Source organism: Pedobacter terrestris, from assembly GCF_052343045.1.
Classification (GTDB): domain Bacteria; phylum Bacteroidota; class Bacteroidia; order Sphingobacteriales; family Sphingobacteriaceae; genus Pedobacter.
This window is the reverse complement of sequence record NZ_CP180264.1, coordinates 3,949,826-3,975,426: the sequence shown is the minus strand read 5'-3', so window position 1 is coordinate 3,975,426 and position 25,601 is coordinate 3,949,826. Positions and strand designations below refer to the sequence as shown.

Annotated in this window: 17 protein-coding genes; 10 read left to right on the top strand and 7 right to left on the bottom strand. The window is 38.1% G+C overall.

Translation table 11 applies throughout. From position 1 onward, the window contains the following. Nucleotides 1-84 precede the first annotated feature (84 nt). Nucleotides 85-819 carry an NUDIX hydrolase gene (locus ACJVDH_RS16805; RefSeq protein WP_443944565.1) on the bottom strand — a complete coding sequence of 245 codons (735 nt, stop codon included), beginning with the start codon at nucleotides 817-819 and terminating at the stop codon, nucleotides 85-87. A gap of 280 nt (nucleotides 820-1,099) precedes the next feature. On the opposite strand from ACJVDH_RS16805, the gene ACJVDH_RS16800 reads away from it, so the two are divergent. The 8 genes from ACJVDH_RS16800 to ACJVDH_RS16765 all read left to right on the top strand — a co-directional run bounded on the left by ACJVDH_RS16800 (nucleotide 1,100) and on the right by ACJVDH_RS16765 (nucleotide 12,857). Continuing rightward, nucleotides 1,100-2,266: an alpha/beta hydrolase-fold protein gene (locus tag ACJVDH_RS16800; protein WP_443944564.1), complete on the top strand. Its 1,167-nt coding sequence runs from the start codon at nucleotides 1,100-1,102 to the stop codon at nucleotides 2,264-2,266. Between the two features lie 12 nt (nucleotides 2,267-2,278). Continuing rightward, complete coding sequence (locus tag ACJVDH_RS16795) at nucleotides 2,279-4,720, top strand: glycoside hydrolase family 3 N-terminal domain-containing protein (protein WP_443944563.1); 2,442 nt, start codon at nucleotides 2,279-2,281, stop codon at nucleotides 4,718-4,720. A 450-nt stretch (nucleotides 4,721-5,170) separates the two neighbouring features. Continuing rightward, nucleotides 5,171-6,589 (top strand): sugar MFS transporter, encoded by a 1,419-nt coding sequence (locus ACJVDH_RS16790; protein ID WP_443944562.1) that lies wholly within the window; start codon nucleotides 5,171-5,173, stop codon nucleotides 6,587-6,589. 179 nt (nucleotides 6,590-6,768) lie between these two features. Continuing rightward, nucleotides 6,769-7,932, top strand: coding sequence for a PepSY-associated TM helix domain-containing protein (locus ACJVDH_RS16785; RefSeq protein WP_443944561.1), 1,164 nt, complete (start codon nucleotides 6,769-6,771; stop codon nucleotides 7,930-7,932). Nucleotides 7,933-8,042: 110 nt separating this feature from the next. After that, nucleotides 8,043-8,717, top strand: a complete 675-nt coding sequence (locus tag ACJVDH_RS16780; RefSeq protein WP_443944560.1) for a GDSL-type esterase/lipase family protein — start codon at nucleotides 8,043-8,045, stop codon at nucleotides 8,715-8,717. A 2-nt stretch (nucleotides 8,718-8,719) separates the two neighbouring features. Beyond that, on the top strand, nucleotides 8,720-11,044 hold the full coding sequence (locus ACJVDH_RS16775; RefSeq protein ID WP_443944559.1) for a TonB-dependent receptor: 2,325 nt from the start codon (nucleotides 8,720-8,722) through the stop codon (nucleotides 11,042-11,044). 4 nt (nucleotides 11,045-11,048) lie between these two features. Next, nucleotides 11,049-11,849: a DUF4249 domain-containing protein gene (locus ACJVDH_RS16770; RefSeq protein ID WP_443944558.1), complete on the top strand. Its 801-nt coding sequence runs from the start codon at nucleotides 11,049-11,051 to the stop codon at nucleotides 11,847-11,849. A 51-nt stretch (nucleotides 11,850-11,900) separates the two neighbouring features. Further along, nucleotides 11,901-12,857: a 2-hydroxyacid dehydrogenase gene (locus ACJVDH_RS16765; RefSeq protein WP_443944557.1), complete on the top strand. Its 957-nt coding sequence runs from the start codon at nucleotides 11,901-11,903 to the stop codon at nucleotides 12,855-12,857. 58 nt (nucleotides 12,858-12,915) lie between these two features. On the opposite strand, the gene ACJVDH_RS16760 is transcribed toward ACJVDH_RS16765, so the two are convergent. The 6 genes from ACJVDH_RS16760 to mutL form a co-directional block, all read right to left on the bottom strand. Then, nucleotides 12,916-15,639, bottom strand: coding sequence for a carboxypeptidase regulatory-like domain-containing protein (locus tag ACJVDH_RS16760; protein WP_443944556.1), 2,724 nt, complete (start codon nucleotides 15,637-15,639; stop codon nucleotides 12,916-12,918). A 792-nt stretch (nucleotides 15,640-16,431) separates the two neighbouring features. Continuing rightward, nucleotides 16,432-17,064 carry a nitroreductase family protein gene (locus ACJVDH_RS16755; RefSeq protein ID WP_443944555.1) on the bottom strand — a complete coding sequence of 211 codons (633 nt, stop codon included), beginning with the start codon at nucleotides 17,062-17,064 and terminating at the stop codon, nucleotides 16,432-16,434. 112 nt (nucleotides 17,065-17,176) lie between these two features. Continuing rightward, a complete protein-coding gene (locus ACJVDH_RS16750) occupies nucleotides 17,177-18,298 on the bottom strand; it encodes an endonuclease/exonuclease/phosphatase family protein (RefSeq protein ID WP_443944554.1) in 1,122 nt (373 codons plus the stop codon). After that, complete coding sequence (locus ACJVDH_RS16745) at nucleotides 18,298-19,149, bottom strand: rhomboid family intramembrane serine protease (RefSeq protein WP_443944553.1); 852 nt, start codon at nucleotides 19,147-19,149, stop codon at nucleotides 18,298-18,300. The genes ACJVDH_RS16750 and ACJVDH_RS16745 overlap by 1 nt, the downstream gene beginning before the upstream one ends. After that, the gene (locus tag ACJVDH_RS16740) at nucleotides 19,142-19,843 is read right to left on the bottom strand and encodes a rhomboid family intramembrane serine protease (RefSeq protein WP_443944552.1); all 702 of its coding nucleotides are present in this window, start codon (nucleotides 19,841-19,843) and stop codon (nucleotides 19,142-19,144) included. The genes ACJVDH_RS16745 and ACJVDH_RS16740 overlap by 8 nt, the downstream gene beginning before the upstream one ends. Nucleotides 19,844-19,916: 73 nt before the next feature. Continuing rightward, the gene (mutL, locus tag ACJVDH_RS16735) at nucleotides 19,917-21,776 is read right to left on the bottom strand and encodes a DNA mismatch repair endonuclease MutL (RefSeq protein WP_443944551.1); all 1,860 of its coding nucleotides are present in this window, start codon (nucleotides 21,774-21,776) and stop codon (nucleotides 19,917-19,919) included. 255 nt (nucleotides 21,777-22,031) lie between these two features. Between mutL and ACJVDH_RS16730 the strand changes: the two genes are divergently transcribed. Both ACJVDH_RS16730 and ACJVDH_RS16725 read left to right on the top strand, forming a co-directional pair. Continuing rightward, nucleotides 22,032-23,666, top strand: coding sequence for an amidohydrolase (locus ACJVDH_RS16730; protein ID WP_443944550.1), 1,635 nt, complete (start codon nucleotides 22,032-22,034; stop codon nucleotides 23,664-23,666). Further along, nucleotides 23,653-25,473: a serine hydrolase domain-containing protein gene (locus ACJVDH_RS16725; protein WP_443944549.1), complete on the top strand. Its 1,821-nt coding sequence runs from the start codon at nucleotides 23,653-23,655 to the stop codon at nucleotides 25,471-25,473. The genes ACJVDH_RS16730 and ACJVDH_RS16725 overlap by 14 nt, the downstream gene beginning before the upstream one ends. Nucleotides 25,474-25,601: the final 128 nt, after the last annotated feature.

Sequence of the window (25,601 nt, the reverse complement as noted above, 5' to 3'; positions counted from 1 at the left end):
AAATCTAATCAGACAGACGTATGGGTTTTCGCTAAGATATCACGGTAGGGCATATCAAACATACAAATTTATGCTTGTGAATGTTTACCAGTTTACTTCCATTAGCGCTTTTTTGTAATTTACTTCATCAAAGCGATATAAATCTGGCGCTTTATGCGCGCCGCCTTTTCTGGCTTCATCTAATTTTATGAGAATATTGTAGCGCATCATTTTTCGATAAAAGTTTCCGCGGTTTAATTTCTGGCCTAAAATGGCTTCATACAAAGACTGCAGTTCTGGCATTGTAAAAGTATGTGGCATCAGATTAAAGCCGATTGGTTTGTGACTGATATTTTCGCGGAGTGTTGTCAGTGCTTTTTTCAAAATCTCTTTATGGTCCATCACCATTTCTGGTAAATCATCAACCGGAATCCATTCACAGCGGTCAGAAAAAATATCTTTAACGGGCGTAACCTGTGAGTGGTCTACCAGAGCGTAATAACCAATTGTTAAGAAGCGTTGTTTGTTCCACAAATCGTCTGGATAATCTTTAAAAAACTCTTCTGATCGGTTTAAATCTCCGAAAACACCAAATACATTCAGGAAAATTTTTTCGGCGCCACTGCGCTCAAATAAAACTCTTTTAGTTGCATCATCCAACGATTCGTTTTTTTTTACATATCCACCAGGTAAAATCCATGCATTTTCTCCCTTTATCCGCAATAAAAGTACATTCAAAGTATTATTGTGAAACCCAAATACCACACAATCAACAGAAATATGCGGTAATGCAGTTTGCCACAATTCTTTACTTGCCTCTAAAATCTCATTGATCACCATCGCTCAAATGTAAGTTTTGCTATCGGCCTAAATTAATAATTTGTTTTTCTTATTTAAAGATATTAATATTGCTTCATAAGGAAGCAATGAAATCTCTTAGATTTTTCTAACCAAAATTATCCAGCGGGTTTCATCTTTATTATACCTACGAACATTTGAGTCTAACGAGCAGTCACTCTGGAAACATTGTTTTTAAAACAGGTAATTTTTTAGCTTTTGCAGTAATGCATGTTTGACGTTTTTTAGCGAAATTGATTCATCCTAATCAAAAAAATAATCCATGAAAAAGATTTTAATCACCTTTCTGATGCTGAATATTTTCGGCACCTATGCGCAGGAAAACCTGAACTTTGGTAAACAAAAAGAAATTGTCTCGCCAGAGATTCTCGCAGATAATCGGGTAACATTCAAACTTAAAGCACCGAATGCTAAGAAAGTAGAAGTTACAGGCGATTGGTTACCTGCTAAAGGTTATGCCGCTGGTTCTGTAGATATGAGCTTAGGCGCAGATAGCATTTGGACGTACACCACCGCCGTTTTACCATCAGAATTGTACAGTTATTCTTTTATTGCAGATGGCTTAAAAATCCGCGATCCGAATAATGTATATCTCATTAGAGACGTAGCTTCTGTTGTTAACGTTTTCCTAATTGGAAATGGCAAAGCCGATGTTTACAAAGTAACCGATGTGCCACATGGAACAGTAGCGAAGCGCTGGTATACATCTGCCGGTTTACATACAACCAGAAGGTTAACCGTTTACACCCCGCCAGGTTATGAAAGTACTAAAACAGATTATCCGGTATTGTATTTACTTCACGGTGTTGGTGGCGATGAGGAAGCCTGGATGCAGCTTGGTCGCGCCAGCCAGATTTTGGATAACCTTATTTCGCAGAAAAAAGCTAAACCCATGATTGTAGTAATGACAAACGGTCACACCAGTAACACTGCCGCACCGGGAGAATCAAGCAAAGGATTTTACAAACCAATAATGATGACGCCTGATGTTTTTAGTGGAGATATGGAACAATTTTTCCCAGAGATTATCCAATTTACTGAACAAAATTACCGCGTTAAAAGAGATAAAGCGCACCGTGCAATCGCGGGTTTATCTATGGGCGGTTTTCATTCTCTTTATATTTCTGCAAATGAAGTCAACAAATTTGATTATGTAGGTTTGTTCTCGCCTGCAGTTCTTCCTCCCGATACCACAAAAACTGCAATTTACCAACAACTAGATGCGAAGCTTAAAACTCAGGCTTCAAATGGCTTTAAGTTGTATTGGATCGGCATTGGAAATACCGATTTTCTGTATAAAAACGTTCAGGATTACCGCAAAAGGTTAGATGCAATTCCACTAAAATACACATACAAAGAAAGCACGGGCGGACATACCTGGTCTAACTGGCGAGATTACTTAGCTGAATTTCTACCGCAACTTTTTTAAAGTCTATATATAATGAAAAAAAACTTCAATAAAATGGCATCCATATTGCTGTCGGGCGCTATTGTACTTTCCATTACGAGCTGGAAAGCAGAAGAGAATAATGCTGCACCAATGCTTAATATAAATGGTTTCCGCTTTGCCGATCTGAACCGAAATGGGAAATTGGATAAATATGAAGATTACCGTTTGCCAATTGGCGAACGCATAGCAGATTTAATTTCCAAAATGACGGACGAAGAAAAGGCATCCATGTTAATGGGCACAGGGATGCCAGGTTTTGATGGTTTAACGCCAGTTGTTGGTGCAATAGAAGGTCGGGTGCCGGGCGCTGCAGGCGGAACTTATGAGATAAAACGTCTTGGTATTCCAGAAATTATTGTTGCTGATGGGCCGGCAGGTTTGCGGATAAAACCCATTCGCAATAATGACAAAAACACATATTATTGTACTGCTTTTCCGGTTGGAACAGCATTAGCTTCTACATGGAATCCTACATTGATTGAATCTGTAGGTAAAGCCATGGGAAATGAAGTGAAAGAATATGGTGTAGATGTACTTTTGGCGCCAGCATTAAACATTCACAGAAATCCATTAAACGGCAGAAATTTTGAATATTATTCAGAAGATCCATTAATTTCTGGCAAAATTGCTTCGGCAATGGTTAGAGGAATCCAATCTAATGGCGTAGGCACTTCAGTTAAACATTTTGCTGCGAACAATCAAGAAACCAATCGTTTGTCTATCAACGAGCATATTTCTGAACGCGCCATGCGAGAGTTGTACCTGAAAGGTTTTGAAATTACGGTAAAAGAATCTCAACCGTGGACAATCATGTCCTCTTATAATTTGATAAATGGAACATATACTTCGGCCAGAAAAGATTTGTTAACTGATATCCTTCGCGATGAGTGGGGATTTAAAGGAATTGTAATGACCGATTGGTTTGGTGGCTACGCCGGTTTCAGTTCTTTAAAAGGTGGAACCAGTAATGTTGTAGAGCAGCTTACCGCCGGAAATGATTTGTTGATGCCTGGTTTACCTGCGCAAAAAGAAGCCATTTTAAAAGGAATCAAATCTGGTGAGTTGAGTAAAGAAGTGGTTGATCGAGATTTAAAAAACATCCTGGTATTGGTTTTTAAATCGCCTACTATGGCAAAATATAAGTATACAGATAAACCCGATCTGAAAGCAAATGCAGAGATTACACGTTCTGCTGCTGCAGAAGGAATGATTTTGCTTAAAAATGATGCAAATCTTTTGCCTTATTCGGCCAAAGAAAATGCAATCTCCGCTTTCGGCGTAACTTCTTACGATTTTATTGCTGGTGGTACAGGAAGCGGCGATGTAAATGAAGCATATACGGTTTCACTTACAGAAGGTTTAAATAAAGCAGGTTACAAGTTGGATAAAGAACTGGTTGACTTATACACACCGTTTGCTGCGAAAGAAAAAGCTGCAGAACTGGCAAGTAGAAAAGAACGTGGCATTTTGGCTTTGCCACAACGCCTGCCAGAACTGGAATTAAGTAAAGAGACGATTGCACAAAAAGCCGCATCTACAGCATTGGCCATTATCACCATTGGCAGAAACTCTGGAGAAGGTGGCGACAGAACTGTAGATAACGACTTTAATTTAGCTGCAGATGAAGTAAACCTGATTAACAATGTAACTGATGCTTTCCATGCAAAAGGAAAAAAAGTAGTGGTTATTCTTAATATCGGCGGGGTAATAGAAACAGCAAACTGGAAAGATAAAGTAGATGCAATTTTGCTTTCCTGGCAACCTGGCCAGGAAGGTGGTAATTCTGTAGCTGATATTTTTGATGGTAAAGTAAATCCATCGGGTAAATTAACGATGACTTTCCCGGCCAAGTATGAAGATACCCCATCGGCGAAAAACTGGTTGGGTACACCAGCAAATGATCCACAAAATGTAACGTATAAAGAAGGCATTTATGTGGGTTACCGGTATTTTAATACATTTAATGTGAAACCTTCTTATGAATTTGGTTTCGGTTTATCGTACACGCAGTTTGCTTATAGCGGTTTAAAATTAAGCAGCAAAACTTTCGATGGTAAAATTACAGCCTCTGTAACCGTAAAAAATACCGGAAAAGTGGCCGGTAAGGAAATTGTTCAATTGTATCTTTCTGCACCACACCAAAGTATAGATAAGCCAAAAGAAGAATTGAAAGCCTTTGCCAAAACAAAAGCGTTAAAACCTGGCGAATCGCAAACCGTTATACTTACCTTAACCGCTAAAGATCTTGCATCTTTTATTGAAAGCAAAAGTGCCTGGTTTGCCGAGCAAGGTACGTACAAGGTACTTGTAGGTGCATCCTCACTAAACATTAAACAAAGTGCAGACTTTTCTTTACCAAAAGCTTTAGCGGTAGAAAAAGTACATAAAGCATTTGCTTTGACTGCCCCATTTGATGAGTTGAAAAGCAAATAAAAACCTTTCAAATGATTATCACGTATCATCTGCCGGAAGTTTTAAACACAATTTTGAAACTTTCGGCAGGTTTACGCAGAAGTGCAAAAAAATATCCTGAATAGGCGGGTGCATTTCAACTGTTTGCGCAGATTAAACTTACCCTTAAAAAAATTATCCGTTTTTGAAAGCCGTGCGTCATTTTTCAAAACCCAAATGCAATGCTTCGAAAGCAGTTGAAGATTGCGTAAAATCCGGATGTTGTTTATCCTGCTGATTTACAGGTTGCTTGGTTGTAAAACGACAAGCAATCGCATTCCGAAGTCTTGATTAGAAATATTGCAATCGCAATGATACCAAAGAAGTAAAGAAAAAACCGTTTCTTTGAAGATTGGGACGTAAAACGATTTCCCAATGCTTAAACCAAAATTACTTAAAAGAATATTAGTAAAATAATTATCCTCAGCAACAATGAATAGTCCAATTGCCCAAAGCAAAACCAAAACAAATTACGCCGTTCCGCTCGTTACCATTACGCTTTTATTTTTTATGTGGGGTTTTATTACCTGCATGAATGATATTTTAATCCCCTATTTAAAAGAACTGTTTCAGTTGAGTTATGTAGGCTCACTTCTTGTACAATTTTGTTTCTTTGGGGCTTACTTTGTAGGGTCGTTAATTTATTTTATTATCTCTTACACCAAAGGCGATCCAATTAACAAAGTTGGGTATAAAAAAGGTATCCTTTTTGGTATTCTTTTAGCTGCGTTTGGATGTGTATTGTTTTTTCCAGCAGCCACTTATTCTATTTATCCACTGTTTCTTGGGGCTTTATTTGTGTTAGGTCTCGGTTTTACCGTGCTGCAAATTACCGCGAATGCTTATGTATCTTTACTCGGGCCAGAAGATAGCGCTTCCAGCCGTTTAAATCTAACTCAAGCCTTCAATGCTTTCGGAACTACAATTGCCCCAATTCTTGGCGGCCATTTAATTTTTGAGCTTTTTTCAGAAGCCGATGGAAGTTTCAGTGCATCTGCAACGCGCATTCCATATCTTATTTTTGCAGGTATTTTATTGCTGGTGGCTTTACTTATTTTTTATGTAAAACTCCCATCTTTCACAGCAGAAGAAGAAGATCAGGTTAAAGGATTTGGCGTATTAAAGTTTACACACCTTAAACTGGGTATCGCGGCAATTTTTTGCTATGTTGGTGCTGAAGTAGCTGTAGGTAGTTTCATCATCAGCTTTTTAAAAGAAATTAAAGACCTTCCAGAAGCGATCAGCAAAAATTACTTGTCGTTATATTGGGGTGGCGCAATGATTGGCCGCTTCGTTGGTGCAATTTCGTTAAACCATACTTTAAGTCAGTCTAAGAAAATTGTTTACATGCTTGGAACGTCTATTTTAGTTTTCGTGTTAATTTTCTTTATTGTAGATCTGACCTTTGCACAAATCAGTTTCTTTTTGGTATTTATCGCAATGAATTTTGTGGCTTTCCTGATCGGGAAATCTGCACCAGCAAGAACTTTAGCTATATTTTCTGCAATAAATGTCCTCTTGTTGATTTCTGTAATGGTTAACACCGGAGATTTAGCAATGTACAGCATATTGGGAATTGGTATTTTTAATTCCATTATGTTCTCCAACATCTACACACTAGCGATAGCCAAGTTGGGCGCATATACCAGTCAAGGTTCATCACTTTTGGTTATGGCTATTTTAGGTGGTGCAATTATGCCATTAATTCAAGCGGCAATTGCCGATAAAATTGGCGTTCACCATTCCTTTGTATTGCCTTTATTGTGTTATGTATTCATTCTGTATTTTGGAATTTACTGCGCAAAGCGATTGAAAGGTATAGAGCAAACCAGTATGAAATCTGGACATTAAGACAGATTTTCAGACCCGCAAATGCTGCGGGTCTTTTTTTTGCTCGCTGTTTTCGCGTTTGCATTTATTTTGATACAAAGTCCTGGCTAATTTTTATTTGTTTTAAATAAGCGTAATTTTGTGCGTTAAATTCAAATGCGGCAATTGATGAGGCATTAAATGATACATGCAAAACATACATGAAATCTCAGGCACCTCTAAATAAAAAAGCCAAAAAAGGCATTGTTCCGCCGGTAATTGTTAAAATCCTATCCTTTTTACATTTATGGCTTGGTCTTGTCGCTGGGATTGTGCTCATTATTGTTGCCGTTACAGGTGCAATTTTAACTTTCGAAGATGATTTAACGCCAATACTTTATCCAAAAGAGCAACAGGTTAAACTGATGCCAAATCGTTTATCTGCCGATTCATTGGTTGCCATTACAAAGTCTGTTTATCCAAAAGAGAAAATTTTTAGAATCGCTTTTGCAGTTGAAGCCAATAGAAGTGCCAAGGCTACATTTGGTACCAAAAAGAAGGGATACAAATATGTTTTTATCAATCCATATACCGGAGAAGTGCTTTCAAAAGGTGAGGAACAAAAAAGGTTTTTCCCGACTGTACTTAACCTTCATCGCTTTTTACTAAAGGGCGAAACAGGTAAAACTATAACCGGAATATCTTGCGCCATTACATTTTTCCTGGCGCTAAGTGGTTTATACCTGTGGTGGCCGAACAATAAAAAAGTATTAAAACAGCGTTTAAAAGTAAAAACCGATGCTTCATTCAAAAGAGTGAACTGGGATTTACATGGCGTAGGAGGTTTTTATGCGATGACGGGTTTGCTGATCATTACGCTAACCGGTTTACTCTGGAGTTACGATTGGGTAGAAAACTTACTGTTTACGCTTACCAATAGTAAGATAGAAAAAGTAGAGGTTGTTAAAAACCAAAATCCGCAAGCCAAAAAAACGGTAGGAATTTATGAAATGGTTGTGTCTGCAACCAATTTGAAATATCCACATTCCGGCAAGTTAACCATCACTTTTCCAGATAAAAAAGATAAAGCTATTTTGGTGGCTAAAGAAAACGATGCGGAATTGGCAACAGGTGCCGATCAGCTTTATTTTGATGCTAAAACAGCTCAGTTTATTCAATCCAATCCGTTTGATCATCTTAACTTGGGGAGCAAAATCCGTAAGTTGAATAAATCCATTCACACCGGCAGTATATTTGGCTGGCCAACTAAAATTTTGGCGCTTTTAACCACATTAATTACAGCATCTCTGCCGATAACCGGTTTGTTGATTTATCTTGGACGTCAAAAAAAAACCAAGAAAAAACCAGTGTCAAAAGCTGTGTAGCAGGTCGCTATTTTTTCCGATTTCGTTTTTGGTTCAGATCAATTTTATCCAATATTTCTAAGGATACTTACCTGTTATATGTACATTAGCAAAATCCTAATTTACATAACATGAAAAAATACTTTTTTATACTGATCCTCGTTCAAGTTATCATTTTATCTGCCAATGCCCAGAACAAGCCCGCTTTTTGGGATGATGTTCAAACCATTAAAAAGTACGATCAAATGTATAAACCGCCGGTTAATCCCATATTGTTTATCGGCAGTTCATCCATTCGCAAATGGGATACTTTAACGCAGGATTTTGTCGCTTACAATGCTTTAAATCGCGGCATTGGCGGAGCAGTTACCAACGATATTACCCGTTATCTTAATGATATTGTTTTCCCTTATCAACCACGTCAAATTATTATTTATGTAGGCGAAAATGACTTGCCTGATGAAAAAACCACTGCCGATAGTGTATTGAACAGAACGGTTAGGTTGTATAAAGCCATTCGTGAGAAATTGCCAAATATTCCTATTGCTTATATCTCGATAAAACCAAGTCCAAGCAGAGATCAATTCAGGCAAAAAGCAATTGAGTCGAATTTGCTGATTCAGAAATTCATTGCCGGAGAGAAAAATACCAGGTTTATTAACATTTATCCGTTAATGATGGCAAAAGACGGAAAATTACGACCGGAGCTTTTTGTAGAAGATATGTTGCACATGAATGCAACCGGATATGAAATCTGGAAGAAAGCCGTTCAACCTTATCTCATCGCAAAAAAAGATAAGTCTTAGTTATGTTCTTAAAAAGTTATTGCTTTCTGGTTCTGTTTACAATAGTTTCTTCGCTGTCAATCGCGCAATCTAAATTTACATTAAGCGGCACCGTTCGCGATGCCGGAACAGGGGAAACTTTGATTGGCGCAACGGTTAGAATTGCCGCAGAACCGGCGGTTGGCACCTTAACCAATTCTTACGGTTACTACGCTGTATCGCAAATTTCTGGTAGCTATCAAGTTACCGTGAGTTATACGGGTTACCTGTCTTTTACCAAAACAATAGACCTAACCAAAAATACAAAGCTTGACATAGAACTGAAAAGTGCCAATGATTTGGGCGATGTAATTGTTAGTGCGAAGAACCGTAAAAATGAAAATGTGAAAAGTGCGCAAATGGGATTAGATCGTATTGATATGGAATCCTTAAATTCTATACCGGTTTTACTTGGCGAAAAAGATGTTTTAAAAACCATTCAACTGCTGCCCGGCGTGAAATCTGGCGGAGAAGGAAATACAGGTTTTTATGTTCGTGGTGGCGCTGCCGATCAGAATCTTATCCTTCTTGATGAAGCTGTGGTTTACAATTCTTCGCATTTGCTCGGTTTTTTTTCTACGTTTAATGCAGATGCCATTAAAGATGTAAGTTTATATAAAGGCGGTATGCCAGCGCAATATGGCGGGCGTTTATCTTCTGTTCTGGATGTGAAAATGGACGATGGAAGCAATAAAGAATATAAATTTCAGGGTGGCATTGGTCTCATTGCATCGCGGTTAAAAGCAGAAGGGCCAATTGTAAAAGATCGAGGTTCGTTTATGGTGAGTTTCCGCAGAACCTATATCGATTTGTTTCTGCGTGCATCACCAGATTCATCTATCAACGGAAGTACACTCAACTTTTACGATATAAACGCCAAAGCCAATTATAAAATTGATGATAAGAATACGATTTATTTATCGGGTTATTTCGGAAAAGACAATATTGGCGTTAAAGATTTGTTTGAAAACAATTGGGGCAACGTAACGACAACTTTTCGATTGAATCATATTTTTAACGCACGGTTGTTTTCAAATACTTCTCTCATTTACAACAATTACAATTATACTGTTCAGTTGCTGAATGATGTAACCAATTTTAAAGCAACATCTTTGGTGCGCGACTTTAATCTGAAACAAGATTTTCAGTATTTCAGCAATGCGCATACTTTACACTTTGGTTTAAATGCAACACATCATCGTATTTCTCCAATCGGGATTGAAAGCGACGGCGATTCGCAGGTCAATTCACTTGAACAGGAAAAACGATACGGTTTGGAAAGCGCGCTGTATATTTCTGACGATTGGACAGTTTCGCCAAAACTAAATATTTTGTACGGATTGCGTTTAGCGGCCTTTTCCTTATTGGGACCGGGCAATTTTAGTACCTACGATGAATACAAGAATATTACCTCTACCACAGCAGTTTCAAACGGTACATTTTATAAAAATTACTTCAACTTAGAACCGCGCTTTTCTATGAGTTATGCCTTTAACGAACAAAATTCTGTAAAAGCATCGTATAGTCGGAATACACAAAATGTACACATTCTAACTAACGCAACGTCTAGCTCGCCAACAGATCAATATGTGTTAAGCAGCAACAATATTAAACCAGAAATTGCCGATCAGGTGGCATTGGGTTATTTTAAAAATATCGCCGAAAACAATTATGAGTTTAGTGGAGAAGTATATTACAAATGGATGCAAAACCAAATAGATTACAGAAATGCTGCACAATTACTCGCCAATGCCAACATAGAATCTGAATTGCTTTATGGCGTTGGCAGAGCGTACGGACTTGAGCTGTTCTTTAAAAAGAAGTTTGGAAAACTAAACGGTTGGATTGGCTACACGTTATCCCGTACTGAACGGAAATTTAACGAATTGAATAATGGAAATTATTTTCCGGCCAGACAAGACCGTACACACGATTTATCTGTAGTTGGGATTTATAAAGCTACCGATCGTTGGACATTTTCTTCCAGCTTTATTTACAGTACGGGAAATGCAGTTACTTTTCCGGCAGGAAAATATGCAGTTGGCAACCAAACCATGTACTATTACACAGAGCGCAATGCCGGAAGAATGCCTTATAATATGCGTTTGGATTTAAGTGCTACATTGGAAGGTAAACGAAAAGGGAAATATCAATCGAGCTGGAATTTTGGTGTATACAATGCATTGGCACGTAAAAATCCGTATTCTATCGAGTTTATTAATGATCCGAACGATGCCAGTCGAACTGTAGCAGAGCAAACATCTCTTTTCGGAATTATCCCGTCTGTAACCTGGAACTTTAAATTTTAATCTGATGAAAAAAATATTACTTCCTATATTTTTGCTAGCCATGGTTTTTTCTGCTTGCAGAAAAATAATTGATGTAGATATAGATAATGCAACATCACAGATGGTAATTGAAGGTAAAATTGTAAATCAACTTACAGATCAGACCATTAAGCTCAGCAAATCTGTTGCTTTAAACGAACCCAGTGTATACCCGAAAATTTCTGGTGCAACGGTAACGGTAACCGACAGCCGCGGGAACAATTATACTTTTCGTGAAACCGTTTCTGGTACCTATGTAAATCGGATGACCGGCGTACCTGGCGTTACCTATCGTTTAAAAGTACTTGCAGAAGGGCAAACTTATGAAGCAAGTTCTACTATGCCTACACGCGTCCCTTTAGATTCTATTGGCGTTGTTAAAAACTCTTTTTTCGGTGAAGAAACTTTAACTGCTGCCGCTTATTTTAAAGATCCCGCGGCAGAAAGCAATTACTATCACTTTACAGTTTTTGTTAACAGCTTGTTTATCAAACGCATCTATGTAAATAACGACAGGCTTACAAACGGAAATAATATTCGTGTTCAGTTTTATTACAATACAGATGATGACGGCGTAGAAGACCTAAAAACGGGCGATCGGGTAAGTGTAGAAATGAATTGTACGGATGCCAATATTTTTGATTACTGGTATTCATTAAGCCAGCAAAGCGGAAACGGGCCAAATCAAGGTACAACGCCATCCAATCCGCCCTCTAATTTGAGCAACAAAGCACTGGGCTATTTCAGTGCACAGACTGTACAACGCAGAGTAATTACAGTGCCCTGATAATTTTTTATCTATAGACAAACACCTAAAAAGATAACTTGTTGATACATTATGAAAGTTTTTATCAGTGGCAATATTTCGGAAAAAGGAATCCGGATTTTACAGGAAAACGGGGTTCAAATTACCCAGTGGAAAGAAGATCATCAAATTACTGCAGAACAACTAATAGAGGCCTGCAAAGATCAGGATGCATTGGTTAGTGTTGGCCCAAATAAACTCGATGCACATTTTTTAAATGCTTGCAAACACCTTAAAGTAATTGCGCTGCATTCTGTTGGTTTTGATCAGGTAGATATTGCAGAAGCACGCAAACTCAATATTCCAATTGGCAATACACCTGGTGTATTAAGTGAGGCAACCGCCGATACGGCTTTGCTGTTAATGATGGCTGTAGCACGAAAAGCATTTTATCTGCACAAACAGATTGAAGCAGGTGCATGGAAAAAATACGATCCAAACCCTGAACTTGGAATAGAATTGCAAGGCAAAACGCTCGGTATTTTCGGGATGGGAAAAATTGGACTTGCTTTAGCAAAAAAATGTATCGGACTGTACCAGATGCCAGTGATTTACCATAACAGATCCAGAAATACTGATGCGGAAAAGCAGATTGGTGCACAATACGTTTCATTTGAAGAATTGCTGGCACAAAGTGATGTTATATCTGTACATACTGCCCTCACTGCAGAAACTGAGGGGAAATTTAATTACGCGGTTTTTGAGAAAATGAAACCCGATTCTATTTTTGTCAATACTGCACGTGGCAAAATTCATCAAGAAGAAGATTTGATAAAAGCGCTTAAAGACAAGCTGATTTGGGGAGCTGGTTTAGATGTGACGAACCCGGAACCAATGTTGCCCGGTAATGCTTTGCTGCAGATGAGTAATGTGGCTGTACTCCCGCATATAGGTTCTGCGACGGTCGAAACACGTGGCGCCATGGCAGAAATCATTGCCCATAATATCATTGCTGGTTTACGGGGAGAACCTCTTCCTCACCAGGTATAAATATAAAACAAAAACGCCAGAGTTAAACTCTGGCGCTTTTCCTAAGTATTCTTTTGGATTATTTAACCGAGTAACGCATAATGGAGCGCCCGATATTTCCATTTGCATCAATACCTTCTACTACAACTTTATAATTTCCTTTGCCGTCGGCGTTATAGAATTCCATAGTAGCCGCACCCGTTTCATCCGTTATAACTTTTGGATTCCAGTAAATGGTTGTGCGCAAGTCATTTCTATTTAAACTTGCTGGAGTTTCGTATTTCGGAGAATAGAATTGTCTTTCTTTATTATATCCTTGGGGAGAAAACGTAACCTCATAATTTTTAGGTAACATATCCAGCAATTGGGCTTTAGAAATTTTAGTTCCTTTTGGTGCTTTTTTCTGGTTGATAACGATTACACCATTCACATTATACGCGCGGTTTACCAGCCCCAATTCATCTCTTAAAAAGATTTCAATGTTGTCAATCTCTGCAGGATTTAACGTATTGATCTGATTGGCATCTACATTCATTCCATTAATAAAAATACCCATTGGTATACGTTTGCCTTGATTATAATCGCGGCTTACATAGAAATTATTGTCCTGAAATGTTACACCTGGTAACATGGTCTGCAAACAGTTAATCAATAAATTACATCCTGTTAAACGGTCGCCGGTTACTTCATGGTCTGCAATAGAACTTAATCCAGTCAATGCAGGGTAATCCCGGTGCGTAACTTTTGGAATGGCTGTGGCCTTAATAGTGACATCTTTTAGCGTATGCAGATATGCATATTGACGTTTGCTATTGTCCAGATAGCTGTTCATGGTACTGTCTATATTCAGTACCTCATCCGGAGCGGTAAAGCTTTGCGTTATAGATGGAGTAGGAATCCCATTTAGTGAGATCGTCATTCCTTTATAATTGGGATTATATTTTGCCGTTATGGTAACTTTAGACGAATCATTAAGTACCAGGTCTTTGTATTTGAAGTTTCCTACCGGATCGGTTGTGCCTTCCAGGCTGAAACGTTTATCGGGAATGGTTAGCAACAAAGTCCCTTTTCTTACAGGAATTCCATTATTTAGACGTAATATTCCTGAAACTTCAATTCCCTGTTCAGGCAGAACCGTAATTTTTGGCAACCTGTTAGCCAATATATCTGTATAAGCAAAACTTCTGTATCCTTGGGTGAGCAATAAAACATCTAAATCTGCGCTTTTTTTAGCGTCAATGCCGTTAAAATAATAATTCGGCTTTTCAATATATCCGCGCAGGTCGCTGCTCAACAGTAAACTGGTTAAAATGGTAGTAGCGCCATCTTCTGCGAAAGGAACTTTTGTTTCATCAATTACTGATGCAGAAAAATTTCCGGCAACGGGCGCTCCATCTTTCTTGGCTGATAAATTAATTTTAACTTTCTTTTTTATGCCATATGTAGTTGCTGGCGAACTCAAACCCAATTGTAAAATGTTTTTATTCTGCACAAAAACCAGTCTTTCGCTTAAAGGTTTGCCATTTTCGGCAAAGATGGTAAACTGAGCAATTCCCATCGGGAATTTAGATTTTGGAATAGTTGTATTGTAATCTTTATTGGCTAGTGCTGTTTGCGCACCGTAACAAATTACGCCTTTACTTTGCGCAATGATATAGAATTTTTTTCCTTGATTTTCAGCAAAAAAGGCATCGTTGGCACTAATTTTTAAGGAGATATTTTCCGGATTGGTATTGTTTATCTGAATGGCAATTCCCGATGGGGAAACTGCTGGTAAATCATAGCTTTTAGAAGTGCCGTCTGTAAAGGATACGTTTGCTTTATAACGCTTATCATTTTCCGGAGTAAAATTGAAACTCCCCATTCCAAGGTGCTGTGCAGAAAATGTAGCGACTTCGGCGCCTGAAGCATCAGTTATATTTCCTTTACTGCCAATACCCAGACCATCACTTTTAAGTGCTTTAAAAGCTACTTTATTTACAATGCCTGCAATAAGGTTTCCACCTTCAGGAAACAGCTGGAAATCTTTGTCAATGATTGCATTTTTAAGATGAAAACTGCTACTGGCTACATCTTTTTCCGTGGTATTTATGAAAGTATACAATTCGCCTTTTTGCAATTGATATTCTGCTTTTTGATTGGCAGTCATAGAAACGGTTAAATATCCATTTGCATCTGTTGTTCCCTTTCCTCTGGCAATTACAGTATAGCTGGTTACAACCTGCCAGGCTACATTACGGTTTGCATAAGGTTTGTTGTTCATGTCCTTAAACTGTATGCGCGCGTCAATTTTTTCCTGTTTGTCCGTAGAACTGTTTTTATACGTGATGTGTGTTTTAACTTCTTTATCAATGGCTTCGCCGATATAAAAAGTTTTATTAAAGAAATTATCACCAAAGTTCAACATCCACATGGTGTATGCCCGAACGTGATAATTTCCCTGTGCGTAGTTGATCGGATCTAAAGGGAAATTTCCATAAGCGACACCACCAACAATTGGTAATTTTACTGTTTGAATCAGAGAATCTTTCTGGTTGATCACATCAACATAAACAATTTTACTAATTTCAGAAAGGAAATTCTGGTTTTCGGTTACATAGGCTTTAAACCAAACTGTATCTGCAACTGCGTAGTAAGGTTTATCAAAATGAAGATATATTTTCTCTGTAGGATAATCGTTTAGAACTTTATTGGTTTTACTGATAATTGTGTTTATGCCTATGGTATCGGTTTGTGCAGATGCTTTGAAGTTTGAAATAAAAATGAAACCAATAAGAATAAGCGATAGTCTAAAAATCTTCATGTATAGGAAATTAAATACTTAGTTTGTAAATATATCCAATAAAAGATAGAGCGCCTAAATAGATAAGCGCTTTAACATTTTTTTACAAACTCAGTATCTTCGTTACAATGCGGGCGCATAACATCTATTGAGATTCACAGGCTGAGGTTTTTAGACGCTAACCCATTTCGTTTTTTGTTAAACCTCACCCTATGAGCGTTTAGTTCAATATCAAATTCTTTGCTGGCCCTCTCCTTGAAGAGAGGGATTAAAGACAGTGTGAAATGCATTGCGTTAAATATTCTTAACGTTTAGGTGCAACCACAGTTTCAAGTTTCCCTCTCTTCGGGGAGAGGGATGTACAGGCGTTACGAAATTCACTGCCATTCACAGGGTGAGGTTTTTAGACGCTAACTCATTTCGTTTTTTGCTAAACCTCACCCTATGTGCGTTTTGGAATGTGAGCAAATTCTGTGCTGTCCCTCTCCTTGAAGAGAGGGATTAAAGACAGTATGAAATGCATTGCGTTAAATATTCTTAAACGTTTAGGTGCAACCACAGCTTCAAGTTTCCCTCTCTTCGAGGAGAGGGATGCACAGGCGTTACGAAATTCACTGCCATTCACAGGGTGAGGTTTTTAGACGCTAACTCACTTTGTTTTTGCTAAACCTCACCCTATGAGCGTTTTGGAATGTGGGCAAATTCTGTGCTGTCCTATCTTCAAAGAAAAAGATTAAAAGCACTTTAAAACCTCTTAAAACAAAAAAGCAGGCACTTAAAAGAACCTGCTTTTTTTCAATAATTTGAAATGTATTATTTCATTTCAATCACAAACTGCTCCAAAGGTTTGCGTACCTTTTTAAGATTTACCAACCAATCGCCAGTTTCGTCTCTATGGCCAAGTGGTAACATTGTAACGCTTTTCAAACCTTGTTTGTCTAAACCCAATAACTCATCTAAAGCTGCAGCATTAAAACCTTCCATTGGCGTAGAATCTACCTGAATTGCGGCAGCTTCTGCAATAGCAATACCAAATGCAATATATGCCTGGCGGGCGGCGTGGTTAAAGTTTTCTTCTGCAGAGCGAGATAAGATCATACCTTTCAACTGAGCTTTATAGGCATCGGTTGTATTTTCAGGTAAGCCGCGTTCCGCGTTCATATTTTTAAAAATAGCATCAATACCTTCGTCTGTGTAATTTACTTCAGCAGCAAAAACTAACAGATGTGAAGAATCTATTACCTGCGCCTGGTTAAATGCAATCGGTGCAATTTTTTCTTTCAATTCCTGATTGGTTACCACGATAATTTTGAATGGCTGTAAACCCGAAGAAGTTGGTGCCAGGTGTGCGGCTGCAATAATTTTATCCACTTTTTCCTGTTCAACGGGTTGTCCGTTCATTTTTTTAACAGCATAACGCCATTTTAATGCTTCAATTAAACTCATATTCTGGAGATTTTATTTTTAATGTTATGTCGCAAATATCAAAAATTCGACCCATGAATTCGTTGATATAAGGTAAGAAAATGTTTGTCAGCTGAAATATTTATGGACAGATTTATTCTCCTTTTGTAATAAATCTGATATCACTTCGCACCGGAAAATGATCGGAAAGTTTTGCCTGGGTAATTTTATAATTCAGGATTTCGAAGTTTTTTGATGTGGCAATATAATCAATCTGGAAATTTGGAAATTTACCATTATACGTTTTACCAAAACCAGAACCTTGCTCAATAAATGCGTTGTTAAGTCCGTTAGTAATTTGTGTAACCACGTAAGATGCCGGTGTATCATTAAAATCGCCAGCAATTAAAAACGGCGTTTTGCACTTCTGCATTTCGGCTTTCATAATATCTACCTGGCCGCTGCGTTTCAGAAAAGCATTTTTAAGCATCCGCAAAATCCGTTTAGAGGGTTTCAGTTCGGTATTCATCTCTTTCACTTTATCCAGATAATCATAATCTTGTTTCTCGAAAGAGATCGATTGGAAATGAACATTGTAAATGCGCATCGTTTTTCCTTTTACATTTAAATCTGTGTAAATGCTCATATTGCCCGGATAACCTTCTACAAAAGGAATTTTGCCTTCACTTTGAATCGGGAATTTTGAGAAAATAGCCAAGCCAATTGCTTCATACTCGTTTTTGTTGGTCGGAACGAAATAATAATGGCGGGTTTTCAATAATGTTTTTAAACTGTCTACAATGTCAAAAGAGCCTTTATATCGGGTGTAAAATTCCTGAAAGCAAATTACATCAGGGTTTTGGCCTTTAATAACATCGAGCATTTTCTCTTTTACGCGTTCATCATTTCCTTCTCCATACAATTTAAAATTGTGAACATTCCAGGTCATCATTCTAATTGTATTTTCTGCCTTTTCTGCTGATCCTTCGTTTCCGCCTAAAGAGAAAGTTGCTTTTAAAGTTTTGTGGCCAATGGCGATAAGAATTACCGTACAAATAGCGAACAACCATTTTTTACTGGTGAGCCACCAGGCAAGAAAAATTAAATTAACCAATAAAACATACGGATAAGCCAAACCGAAAAAGGCAATGATGGCATGTTGGCGCGGATCCATTTTACCGGCAAGCGTACCCATAATTAAAGCTACGGCCAAAGCCACAGCAACCGGCAAGATCAGCTTATCTAAAAAATTATATTTCTTTTTCTTTCTGATCATTAATCTTTGCTGGCCTTAAACAGTTTTTCTTTCTCTGTTGTTGTAAGTTTATCGTATCCTGAAGTAGAAATTTTGTCTAAAATAGCATCAATTTCTTGTTGCGAAATAGAGTTAAATTCTGGTTTTTTTACTGGTTTCTCATTTTTTACCACTTTCATTTTTGCCTTGCGCTCAAATATTTTACTCCAGTCGCGGCCACTTTGCAGGTTTTTTATATACACAAAACCCAACAGGGCACCGCCGATGTGCGCAAGACTGCCGCCAGCATTTACAGAACCAATGGCCAAAAAGTCAAGAATGAAATACACTACTGCTATCCATTTGATTTTCACTTCACCAATAAACATCAGCATGAGCGTATAATTGGGCACCAGCGTCGCTGCAGCAAAAATGATGGACATAACTGCGGCAGATGCACCAATAATGGTTACACTCTGAATGTTCGCAGCAAAAACCGGGAAAATATTTAAGGCAGCAATAGCGAAAAGACCACCAACAATTCCTCCCAGAAGGTAAACTACATGAAATTGCCTTGGTTTTAAGAAGTTCATGAAAATGCTGCCAAACCAATATAAACCCAACATGTTAAACAGAATATGAAAAATCCCATCGTGAAAAAACATGTACGTAAATAAGGTATAAAAGCGAGTCCGCAACTGATTTATTGCCGCCGGCAAACCCACAAAATCCCGTAAGAAATTGTTGACGCTAAAGCCAGTTCCACTTAAAAAAGCAAAAACGCCAATAATGGCAGTGATCAGGAAAATGATGATATTTATCCCGATGTATAGAAACAAAGGGTTTCCTGATTGAAAAATCTTGAATTTTAGATCCTTGAATGTATTATTCATAAAGCGTGTAAAATGTATCGTTTTTATCTTTCCAAATTTTTACCAGGATGAAACCGATGAGCGCGCCACCAAGATGCGCGTAATGGGCAATAGAATCACCTTGAATCTGTGCAATACCTAATGACAGTTCGATAAGGATGTAAAATGGGATAAAATATTTTGCCTTTACCGGGATGGGAATAAAGAACAACAACAATTCTGCATTGGGATACAATACTGCAAAGGCCGTTAGTAAGCCGAAAACAGCACCAGAAGCGCCCAACATTCCGCCACCATAAACACCAGCAAGTGTAGACATTTGTTCCTGATTTTGAACATGGTTTTGCCAACCTTCAAAAAGTGTGATTTGGCCGATAATCTGAGATACCTCGAAAGCTTGTACTGCCCATTGCAATATTAAAGCCCCTAAACCGGTAATCAGATAAAAGAGAATAAATTTCTTTGCACCCCAACGCGATTCCAATACACTTCCGAAAGAAAATAGCGCAAACATATTGAAAAAAATATGGCCGATGCTGCCGTGCATAAACATGTACGTAATCGGTTGCCAGATTTGAAATTTTGGCGAATTGAAATAGAATACGGCTAAACGGGTTTCCAGATCCAGCGAAGGAAGTAAATACGTGGCAATAAAAAATAGGACATTTATAATCAGTAGATTTTTAACTACTGGTGGTATATATATGTTATTCATTCTGGTTAATTCCTAAATATGTTCTTAAAGCAAATTGTGTGCTCAAATGTTTGTGTGTATCGTAAATTTCCGATCATTTTTCAAACTTCTTATCCAGTTCCAATAAAGTAATCGTCTGGATAATAGGTTTACCGGTTACGCTAAAGTTAGGTGTTTTACAGGCAAATAATTCATCAATTAATGTATTCATTTCTTCCTGGCTTAGTGCGGTTCCGGCTTTAATAGCACTGTTTTTTGCTAAACTTCTGGCCAGACTGTCTCGTTTGTTCAACTTCAGTTCCTGCTGGGTGTTTTTAAAGCCTTCAATCAACTGTTCAAAAAGCTGCGTTTCATTAATATTGCTGCTGCCCAGATCAACTGGAACACCTTCTACAACCAACGTGTTTTTACCAAATTCCCGTACATCAAAACCTAAACTTTTTATATCGTCAAGCAGACTTTTAGCCAATTCAAAATCAGTGGCGTTCAGCGTGATGGTTTGCGGAAACAAACTTTGCTGCGATGCGCCTTTACGGTCTTCAAGATGTACAAGAAAACGCTCATACAAAATCCGTTCATGAGCAATTTGCTGATCGATAACCATTAAACCAGATTTTATTTGCGAAACAATGTAACGGTTATGCAGTTGCATATATTGTTTTTGCTTCGTTTCCAGAATAGCATCATCTGCATAAATAGTCGTTTGCTGAGCTTCTGATTGTTGCGTTATTTCATATAACGAACCCCAGTTTTTAGTATTGGATTTTTGTTCGTAATTGCTTCTAGGCTCATAACCGCGCGCATTTGTTGTGTAACCTAAACCAGACGGCGCGCTGGCATCGCTGGCGAAAGGATTAAAATCAGGGTTGAAATTGATACTCGGCGGTACAATATCTTCTACCGCTTTAGGCGAAATCATATTACTAAAACCCGTTTCCTGATCAAAATCTAAGGTTGGCGCAATGTTATACCGACCAATTGAACGCTTAACCGCCGATTTTATAATGGCGTAGATAGATTTTTCATCCAGATATTTGATTTCAGTTTTGGTTGGATGAACGTTCACATCTATTTTAGATGGATCAATTTCTATAAACAATACATATAAAGGGTAACTGTCTTCTGGCAACAATTCTTCAAAAGCAGAACTCACCGCATGGTTTAAATAGGGATCTTTAATAAAACGATTGTTTACAAAAAAGAATTGTTCGCCACGCGTTTTCTTTGCGAAAGCAGGCTTTCCGATAAAACCACGTAGATTGATAATCGTAGTATCTTCTTCAACCGGCACCAGCCGTTCGTTGTAATTGTTTCCAAAAAGATGTACAATTCTTTGTTTTAGATTTCCCTTCGGAAGATTGAAAATTTCACTTCCATCGTGGTGTAAACTAAAAAAAATACCTGGATGTGCCAGGGAAACCCGTTGAAATTCATCAATAATATGGCGCATTTCTACGGGGTTGCTTTTCAGAAAATTTCGCCGGGCAGGTGTATTGTAGAATAAGTTTTTTATAGAAATTTGTGTTCCGGCAGGTGTTGCAACAGGTTCTTGATTGGTAACCTGAGATCCTTCAATAGAAATACAAGTTCCAATTTCGTCGTCATGCCTGCGCGTTTTCATTTCAACCTGTGCAATTGCCGCGATAGAAGCCATCGCTTCACCACGAAAGCCCATCGTGCGGATTGCAAACAAATCTTCAGCCTTTTTCACCTTAGAAGTTGCATGCCTTTCAAAGCACATTCTGGCATCGGTAACGCTCATGCCAGATCCGTTATCAATAATCTGGATCAAAGCTTTTCCCGCATCTTTTATTACCAGCTGAATTTTATCGGCGCCGGCATCGATGGAGTTTTCCAACAATTCTTTAACTGCAGAGGCAGGTCGTTGTACAACTTCTCCGGCAGCAATTTGATTGGCAACAGCATCGGGTAATAATTGGATGATATCAGTCATGTAGTTAGACAATGTGAATTTGCTAAAATATGGAAAATAAGCTGAATGAAGCGGCTTTGTTTAAAACTCAACATGTAAATGACTGATGGATACCACGATAAAGCAATTGAGAAACCTGTTGGGTTTAAATTGTTTTTCGATTGGCTCTGGAAGTGCAGATATTTAAAGCCAAGAAAACTAAGGTTGTACAATTAACACAGAAAATCAATAGCAATTTCATCAGGGCATGTAGGCATTTTTTCTATCTTTATCCATATGAAAAGCCTTTTTTCTGCCTTGATGTTGGCACTCATTTTAACCTCTTGTACGCTAAAAGAGGATGTAGATCTTATTGTATACAATGCAAAAGTGTATACTGTAAACCCGAAGTTTGATACCGTAGAAGCTTTTGCCGTAAAAAACGGGAAGATTTTTTTTCTTGGGAAATCAGACCAGATTCGGAAGAAATATAAAGCAAAGGAAGAGATTGATGCCGGCGGACAAACAATTTATCCTGGTTTTATAGACGCGCACGCTCATTTTTTTGGATACGGACAAAGTTTGCAAACCGCAGATTTGAGAGGAACAAAATCTTGGGATGAAGTTTTAAAACGCCTTTCTGATTTTGCAACGTCCCATCCGCAAGGTTGGCTAATCGGTAATGGTTGGGACCAAAACGATTGGACAGATAAAAATTTCCCGACCAATAAAAAACTAAATGAGCTTTTTCCAGACAGGCCAGTATTTTTAAACCGGATTGATGGACATGCGGCAATTGCCAATCAAAAAGCTTTGGATGCGGCAGGTATTCTTTCCGCAAGAAAATTAATTGGCGGAGATATGCTTACCGAAAATGGAAAACTTACCGGCGTACTAATTGACAATGCTGTTGCTTTGGTTGAAAATAAAATCCCGTCTCCAGATGCAAAAATGGCCGAAAAGATTTTTTTAGATGCACAGCAAAATTGTTTTGCTGCCGGTTTAACAACAATTGACGACTGTGGACTCGATTTTGAAGCGGTAGACTTCATCAGCAAATTGCAAAAAGAGAAAAAACTGAAAATGAGATTGTATGTAATGCTGTCTGACAAACCTAAAAATTTCGATTATTTGTTTAAAAAAGGCATTATTAAAACGCCTAGATTAAATGTACGTTCTTTTAAAGTTTATGCAGATGGCGCATTGGGTTCTCGCGGAGCTTCGCTTATTCATCCGTACAGCGATATGCCGGGGAAAAGCGGCTTCTTATTGAGTGATCAAAAACATTTTGAAGATGTGGCGAAAAAAATTGCAACAAAACATTTTCAGATGTGTACTCACGCCATAGGCGATTCTGCAAACAGAACAATTTTGAAAATCTACAATAAAATTCTGAAAGGTAAAAATGACAGGCGTTGGCGAATTGAACATGCGCAGGTTATCGATCCGGCTGATTTTAGTTTGTTTGCAAAAACCAATGTAATCCCTTCGGTACAACCTACGCACGCCACTTCTGATATGTATTGGGCGGTAAAACGTTTGGGAACAAAACGTTTGAAAACTGCTTATGCCTATAAAAAATTGCTAAAACAGAATGGTTGGCTTCCGTTAGGAACAGATTTTCCGGTAGAAAACATTAATCCTTTATTAACGTTTTATGCTGCAACGGTGCGTGAAGACGCAGAAGGTTTTCCAGCAGGAGGTTTTCAAATGGAAAATGCACTAAGTGCACAGGAAGCCTTAAAAGGGATGACCATTTGGGCTGCGAAAGCAAACTTTGAAGAAAAAGAGAAGGGAAGTCTCGAAATTGGAAAAATGGCCGATTTTGTTATTCTTGATCACGATATCATGCAGTCATCACCTCAAAATGTATTAAAAACTAAAGTCTTAAAAACTTATCTGAACGGAGAAAAAGTATATGAATCGAAATAGAGTATTTTTTGCAGCCATAGCAAGCCTGGTTAATGTATTGTGTTTAACGGCTTGTGCACAAGATCATACTGCAAATGAAAAAAAGTTGTCTGTAAACAATGCCATTACACAAGCTACGGTTTTACTCAATAATCAAGACTCCATCATTCCGCTGAAAAAATTAGATAAAAAAACGATTGCATCGGTAAGTTTGGGTTTTTCTTTTGGTTCTGTTTTTGATAGTCTTGCCAATAAATATGATAAGGTAACATCCTTTTCTGCGCTTAACTATAAAGACAGTACGAACTTAAATGATCTGGAAGATGATTTAAAATATTACAATACCATATTGGTTTCTATTGATGAACAAAATGTAAACAAGGCCCGTTACATTGGTTTCATCAACAACATCAGTAGAAGTAAAAAAGTTATTATTTCTTATTTTGGCAATGGACCCGGATTGAAATCTTTTGATGCCATTTCCGCTCCGATTGTTTGGACAGGTCAAAATACCGCAGATGCAGCAGCAATTGTTCCTCAGTATATTTTTGGAGGTATTGCCGCGGTAAATAAATTACCTACAGTATATTCTGCACGTTACACCACCGGCTCTGGATTTGTAACCGCTGCAACGCGATTAAAGTATACTGTTCCGGAAGATGCCGGCATCAACTCCAACAATCTTAAAGAAATTGATGATATCGCAGCAGAAGCCATACGCGCTAAAGCTACGCCTGGTTTGGTTGTTCTTGTGGCGAAAGATGGAAAAGTAATTTTCAATAAAGCTTACGGCACGCATACGTATGACAGCAACTTGCCAGATAAAGTAACTGATATTTTCGATCTTGCTTCTGTTACTAAAGTTACTGCAACCACACCGGCTGTGATGCGTCTTTTTGATGAAGGAAAACTAAAGCTCGATACAAACATTGGCGCATATATTCCAAAAGCAAGAACAACGCCAATGAATCCCATTCAGGTGCGCGAAGTGATGCTTCATCAGGCGGGTTTTATTCCATATATTCCTTTTCATGATTATGTGAAAGCGGGCGATTACAGTCGCGACTCATCTGCAGCTTTCCCAACAAAAGTGGCAGACAATTACTACATCAAAAAAGGTTTTTTTCAGGATTTTATGTGGCCAAAGATGTTGAACTCGCCAATTCGTACACGAGGAAAATATGTGTACAGCGATATTAGCATGTATGTGATGAAGGATATTGTAGAACGCATTAGTGAGGAGCCGTTAAACCAATATACATACGAAAATTTTTATAAACCTCTGGGTATGCAGACAGCAGGTTTTTTACCACGCAACCGCTTCAGTGCCGATCAGATTATACCAACTGAACAAGATACTTATTTCAGAAAAACTTTACTTGTAGGTTATGTACACGATCAAGGAGCCGCATTAGCGGGAGGTGTTTCTGGCCATGCGGGCCTTTTTGCCAGTGCAAATGATCTGGCAATTATTTATCAAATGCTGTTGAATAAAGGCAGTTATGGCGGTGAAGAATATTTTAAACCTCAAACGGTAGATATGTTTACTTCAAAACAATCTAATGTGAGTAGAAGAGGATTAGGTTTCGATCGCTGGGATCCGGATACAACCAAACATTATCCGTCAGATTTAGCTTCTCCCCAAACGTATGGCCACACGGGTTACACCGGAACTTGTGTTTGGGTTGATCCGTCACGGGGTTTAGTGTATATATTTTTATCTAATCGGGTCAACCCAACCGTAACCGATAAGCTTTCTACGCTTAAAATCAGGGGAAGAATACAGGATGTAGTTAACCGTGCCATTGATGAATCGAAAAAAAATTAATCGGATAAATTGAAGTTTGTTTTGGAATTAAAAAGTCATCTTAATTTCAAAAACTTTCGTTTTCTTTTTTTTACCTTCCTTAGACTTGTTTGAATCATTTGTCTGTGACTACCGAAATTATTTTTGTG

Bases quoted from the DNA above. Each gene is read 5' to 3' on its own strand.
- ACJVDH_RS16805 (WP_443944565.1), bottom strand. From the start codon at position 819: ATGGTGATCAATGAGATTTTAGAGGCAAGTAAAGAATTGTGGCAAACT.
- ACJVDH_RS16800 (WP_443944564.1), top strand. From the start codon at position 1,100: ATGAAAAAGATTTTAATCACCTTTCTGATGCTGAATATTTTCGGCACC.
- ACJVDH_RS16795 (WP_443944563.1), top strand. From the start codon at position 2,279: ATGAAAAAAAACTTCAATAAAATGGCATCCATATTGCTGTCGGGCGCT.
- ACJVDH_RS16790 (WP_443944562.1), top strand. From the start codon at position 5,171: ATGAATAGTCCAATTGCCCAAAGCAAAACCAAAACAAATTACGCCGTT.
- ACJVDH_RS16785 (WP_443944561.1), top strand. From the start codon at position 6,769: ATGAAATCTCAGGCACCTCTAAATAAAAAAGCCAAAAAAGGCATTGTT.
- ACJVDH_RS16780 (WP_443944560.1), top strand. From the start codon at position 8,043: ATGAAAAAATACTTTTTTATACTGATCCTCGTTCAAGTTATCATTTTA.
- ACJVDH_RS16775 (WP_443944559.1), top strand. From the start codon at position 8,720: ATGTTCTTAAAAAGTTATTGCTTTCTGGTTCTGTTTACAATAGTTTCT.
- ACJVDH_RS16770 (WP_443944558.1), top strand. From the start codon at position 11,049: ATGAAAAAAATATTACTTCCTATATTTTTGCTAGCCATGGTTTTTTCT.
- ACJVDH_RS16765 (WP_443944557.1), top strand. From the start codon at position 11,901: ATGAAAGTTTTTATCAGTGGCAATATTTCGGAAAAAGGAATCCGGATT.
- ACJVDH_RS16760 (WP_443944556.1), bottom strand. From the start codon at position 15,639: ATGAAGATTTTTAGACTATCGCTTATTCTTATTGGTTTCATTTTTATT.
- ACJVDH_RS16755 (WP_443944555.1), bottom strand. From the start codon at position 17,064: ATGAGTTTAATTGAAGCATTAAAATGGCGTTATGCTGTTAAAAAAATG.
- ACJVDH_RS16750 (WP_443944554.1), bottom strand. From the start codon at position 18,298: ATGATCAGAAAGAAAAAGAAATATAATTTTTTAGATAAGCTGATCTTG.
- ACJVDH_RS16745 (WP_443944553.1), bottom strand. From the start codon at position 19,149: ATGAATAATACATTCAAGGATCTAAAATTCAAGATTTTTCAATCAGGA.
- ACJVDH_RS16740 (WP_443944552.1), bottom strand. From the start codon at position 19,843: ATGAATAACATATATATACCACCAGTAGTTAAAAATCTACTGATTATA.
- mutL (WP_443944551.1), bottom strand. From the start codon at position 21,776: ATGACTGATATCATCCAATTATTACCCGATGCTGTTGCCAATCAAATT.
- ACJVDH_RS16730 (WP_443944550.1), top strand. From the start codon at position 22,032: ATGAAAAGCCTTTTTTCTGCCTTGATGTTGGCACTCATTTTAACCTCT.
- ACJVDH_RS16725 (WP_443944549.1), top strand. From the start codon at position 23,653: ATGAATCGAAATAGAGTATTTTTTGCAGCCATAGCAAGCCTGGTTAAT.